Here is a 3,618-nt window from a genome sequence, read left to right as displayed (position 1 = left end):
ACTTAGAAAAAGATGATGATTAATTTTGTACATTCTTAAATGATCAAAAATGTACATCGTTAGCTTGACATTTACACTTTGTATTCCTTGTCATAAACAAATTCACGCACTTTACACTAACAAAGAATTAGCGCTTCGTCTCATGACGCTTGAAAGATTAAAAGATGACGAAGAGATAAAAAAATATATTAAGTGGATTCGTAAACAGTCTTCCAAAACGCTCATCAGAACTAAAAAGTCAAATGAAAGAAAATTAAAATCAAGACGATGACTTTCGTTGCACACGAACATAAGTAGGGCGGTGTTTATTTTTGGTTCGAATATCTTCTAGATCAGACGTACAATGAGGGCACTTTGTTGCTTTATAAGCTATGGATTGGCAACAATGGGGACATAGTTTTGTTTTCATGTTAAGTAAAGGGTCTTCCTGTGGGCGTCTGATTCGATTGATTTGCCTTACAAACAAAAAAAGGACAAAAGCGACAATCGCAAAATGAACAGCATGGTTTAAAAAGGCACCGTAATTTAACATAGGAATTCCGGCTTCTTCAGCTTCAGCGAAAGTATCAAAGCGGCGGTTGGACAAATTAATATATAAATTTGAGAAATCGACCTGTCCAAACATTAAGCTAAAGGGTGGCATAATAATATCATCGACTAAAGATTCAACAATTTTTGCAAAGGTTGTGCCGATAATAACCCCAATACTCATGTCAATCACATTTCCTCTTACAGCAAATTCCTTAAACTCTCTAAAAATTCTAATGTCTATCACCTTCTTTAGTGGGGTTAAATATGCTCATTAAAAGCCTGTCTATGTTTCAACCCTATGCTTAAAGGTGATTTTTATTCTAAAAAAACGAGCCTAAGTAAAATAACTTAAGCTCGTTCTAAGTACTGGGCTAGCTGGATTCGAACCAACGCATGACGGAGTCAAAGTCCGTTGCCTTACCGCTTGGCTATAGCCCAACGACAATATTAGTATGACCGATTTAAAATGTTTTATTCAAAAAAATATTTTCTCAAGAGAGAATCGATTAATCAGTTCGTACTAGTATTTTAAGCGATAAGAAAAAAAGTATGCACGTTAGAAGGATTTTTTTTAAAATTGTTGAATTGTTATTGTTAATAAATAAAAGGAGTGATGGATGATATGTATGACATAGAAGGGTATAGTCAGCAATTAATTAATGAAGCTTTAAAGATGAAAGTCACAGATCTGCATTTTATTCCTGACGCTAATCATTATCTGCTAACGTGCCGAATAAATGGTTCACTTGAACTATGGAAAGAACTAAAACCTAGATTAGCTGAACGGCTTATTAGTCATTTTAAATATCGATGTGGTATGGACATAGGAGAAAGACGGAAACCCCAAAGTTCGTCGATGACTCACATGAAGCAAGCCGATACTTTTTCTCTTCGATTTTCAACGCTTCCTACAAAAAACAACGAAAGTTTAGTCATTAGAATTCTACCTCATTATTCATCGAAAACCCTCTCTTCATTATCTATTCTTCAAAAAAATTCTAAAATCTTATATGACGTATCATCCATGTCTCATGGACTTTGTTTAATTTCTGGTCCAACGGGTTCAGGAAAGACTACGACTTTATATACCATTATTGAACAAATGGTTCGATTAGGAGGAAGGTCTATCGTTGCTATTGAAGACCCTGTAGAGCGAATGATTCCGCAAATCGTACAAGTAGAGGTAAATGAGAGAGCAGGGCTTACTTTTAATTCACTATTAACTGCTTGTTTAAGGCATGATCCAGATGTCATTTTGATCGGCGAAATTCGAGATGAAATGAGTGCTGCACTTGCTGTAAGGGCTTCTTTAACAGGTCATATGGTGTTAGCTACAGTTCATGCGCAGGATTGTTATACGTCTTTACTCCGAATGCTCGATTTAGGAGTTTCCCGTTTTGACTTAATGCAATGCTGTAAAGTAGTATTGTCTCAACGAATTATTAGCACAAAATGTCCAATTTGTCAGGGAGAATGTCATTCCCTTTGTATGAGAAGCAGACATATGCCTAGAGCTGCTATTTATGAGGTTTTACAAGAGGGGCTACTTAAAGAATGTATTTCTTCTCAATCGAATTTATCAAACGGCTTTTTGGAGGAGATAAATAAAGCGTGGGCACTTGGTTATATAGAAGAAAAAGAATGGAAGAGACTGGCTCATGATGTATTTTAAGAGACGAGCCCATAATAGCAAACATCTACGAACTGTAGCGACTTCATTTATTCGTATTGGTCGACTATTAGAACAAGGGTATCCTATAGAGATGGCCTTGCGTTTTATTCAATTTCATGTTAGTTCAAACATTAATGAACAGATAGAACAAGTTTTAATACAATTAAAAGATGGTCATCCTGTACATGAAGCGTTTCAATCGTTTGATATTCCAAACAGCATTAAATCTTTTCTTTTCTTCTATGAACAGCAAGGGCAGCTAGCGCAGGGCTTCACTCAGGCCGGGATGTTATTAAATCATCGTGAAAAAGTAATGAATGAGTTAACTAAACTACTCCGTTATCCTCTAACACTTATATTTTTATGTGGACTAGTCATCGTATTGATGTTTCAGTTTGTCTTCCCACATTTTCGCTCCTTTTTTACAATGCTGTCAGAATCTCCTCCTTTGTTTACAAAGATGTTTATGCAGCTCCTTTATCTTATTCCTTACTTAATTATGGCTAGCGTAATCATGTTACTACTTTCAACGTTGTATATTTTGATTAAAATGAAGAAGTGGTCTGTTAAAAAGAAGATTATGAAGCTGATGAACATACCGTTTTGTAAAAATCATGTTCAAAATATCATCTCTTATTTTTTCTCACTACAACTAGGTAAGCTACTTATTGCAGGAATGACGTTACAAGAGGCTTTATTGCAATTTGAGAAACAGGAGTATTTACCATTCTTTCAACAGGAGTGTTACCAAATCTCATGTGAACTTCAACAAGGGCGTCCATTTAATGAGATCTTAAAAGAAAAGGTTTACTTTTGTAAAGAACTATCATTTGTTGTCGACAACGGTGAAAAAACAGGCTACTTGGCTGTTGATCTCCAACATTACAGCGATATTTTATTTCAGGAGCTTGAGAATTCTCTTCAAAAAGGGCTTAGATTGGTTCAACCCATTCTCTTTATTATAATAGGAGGATTTATTTTTCTGTTGTTTATAGCTACGTTGTTGCCTATGTTTCAAATGATTGGAGCAATTTAGTTAGATGCTTCTTTATAGGAGAGTCTGCAAACGTTGACTGTCCTATAAAGACTTTTATATATTTTTTGTTTAAAACTATTGCATAAAATTAATTATATGTGTTATATTATTATTCGTCGCTGATGAAGCGGAAAAACACTTTAAAAAAGTTGTTGACTTTAACTTTTAAAAAGTGTTATGATATAAAAGTTGCTTTTGCAACGAGAGTTCTTTGAAAACTGAACAAAAGCCAAGCGAAAAGAGAATACATGATTTTCTCGTCAATTTTTAGCAATTTAGTAAAATTGCATTTGTTATATCGTTAGCGTGATATAACTTGAGCTATCAAACACTTTTATGGAGAGTTTGATCCTGGCTCAGGACGAACGCTGGCGGCGTG

At 34.8% G+C, this 3,618-nt stretch carries 3 protein-coding genes, 1 tRNA gene and 1 pseudogene; 3 read left to right on the top strand and 2 right to left on the bottom strand.

The genetic code is table 11. From position 1 onward, the window contains the following. Positions 1–67 precede the first annotated feature (67 nt). Positions 68–271 (top strand): annotated as a pseudogene (locus PQ474_RS25735) (HNH endonuclease); the annotation flags it as partial. Here the strand turns inward: PQ474_RS25735 and mscL are convergent. Both mscL and PQ474_RS25725 read right to left on the bottom strand, forming a co-directional pair. Continuing rightward, positions 260–760, bottom strand: a complete 501-nt coding sequence (gene mscL, locus PQ474_RS25730) for a large conductance mechanosensitive channel protein MscL (protein WP_273848427.1) — start codon at positions 758–760, stop codon at positions 260–262. The pseudogene PQ474_RS25735 and the gene mscL sit on opposite strands and share 12 nt — an antisense overlap. A 137-nt stretch (positions 761–897) precedes the next feature. Then, a tRNA-Gln gene (locus PQ474_RS25725) sits at positions 898–969 on the bottom strand. 184 nt (positions 970–1,153) lie between these two features. Between PQ474_RS25725 and comGA the strand changes: the two genes are divergently transcribed. Both comGA and comGB read left to right on the top strand, forming a co-directional pair. Further along, a complete protein-coding gene (comGA, locus tag PQ474_RS25720) occupies positions 1,154–2,203 on the top strand; it encodes a competence type IV pilus ATPase ComGA (RefSeq protein ID WP_273848426.1) in 1,050 nt (349 codons plus the stop codon). Next, positions 2,190–3,239: a competence type IV pilus assembly protein ComGB gene (gene comGB / locus PQ474_RS25715; RefSeq protein WP_273848425.1), complete on the top strand. Its 1,050-nt coding sequence runs from the start codon at positions 2,190–2,192 to the stop codon at positions 3,237–3,239. Before comGA ends, comGB begins: the two co-directional genes overlap by 14 nt. Positions 3,240–3,618: the final 379 nt, after the last annotated feature.

The organism is Halalkalibacter alkalisediminis (assembly GCF_028610705.1).
Lineage (GTDB): Bacteria > Bacillota > Bacilli > Bacillales > Bacillaceae_D > Halalkalibacter > Halalkalibacter alkalisediminis.
Note: the sequence above shows the minus strand (reverse complement) of the source record. Positions and strands in the feature narration are given on the sequence as shown.

Bases quoted from the DNA above. Each gene is read 5' to 3' on its own strand.
- comGA (WP_273848426.1), top strand. From the start codon at position 1,154: ATGTATGACATAGAAGGGTATAGTCAGCAATTAATTAATGAAGCTTTA.
- comGB (WP_273848425.1), top strand. From the start codon at position 2,190: ATGATGTATTTTAAGAGACGAGCCCATAATAGCAAACATCTACGAACT.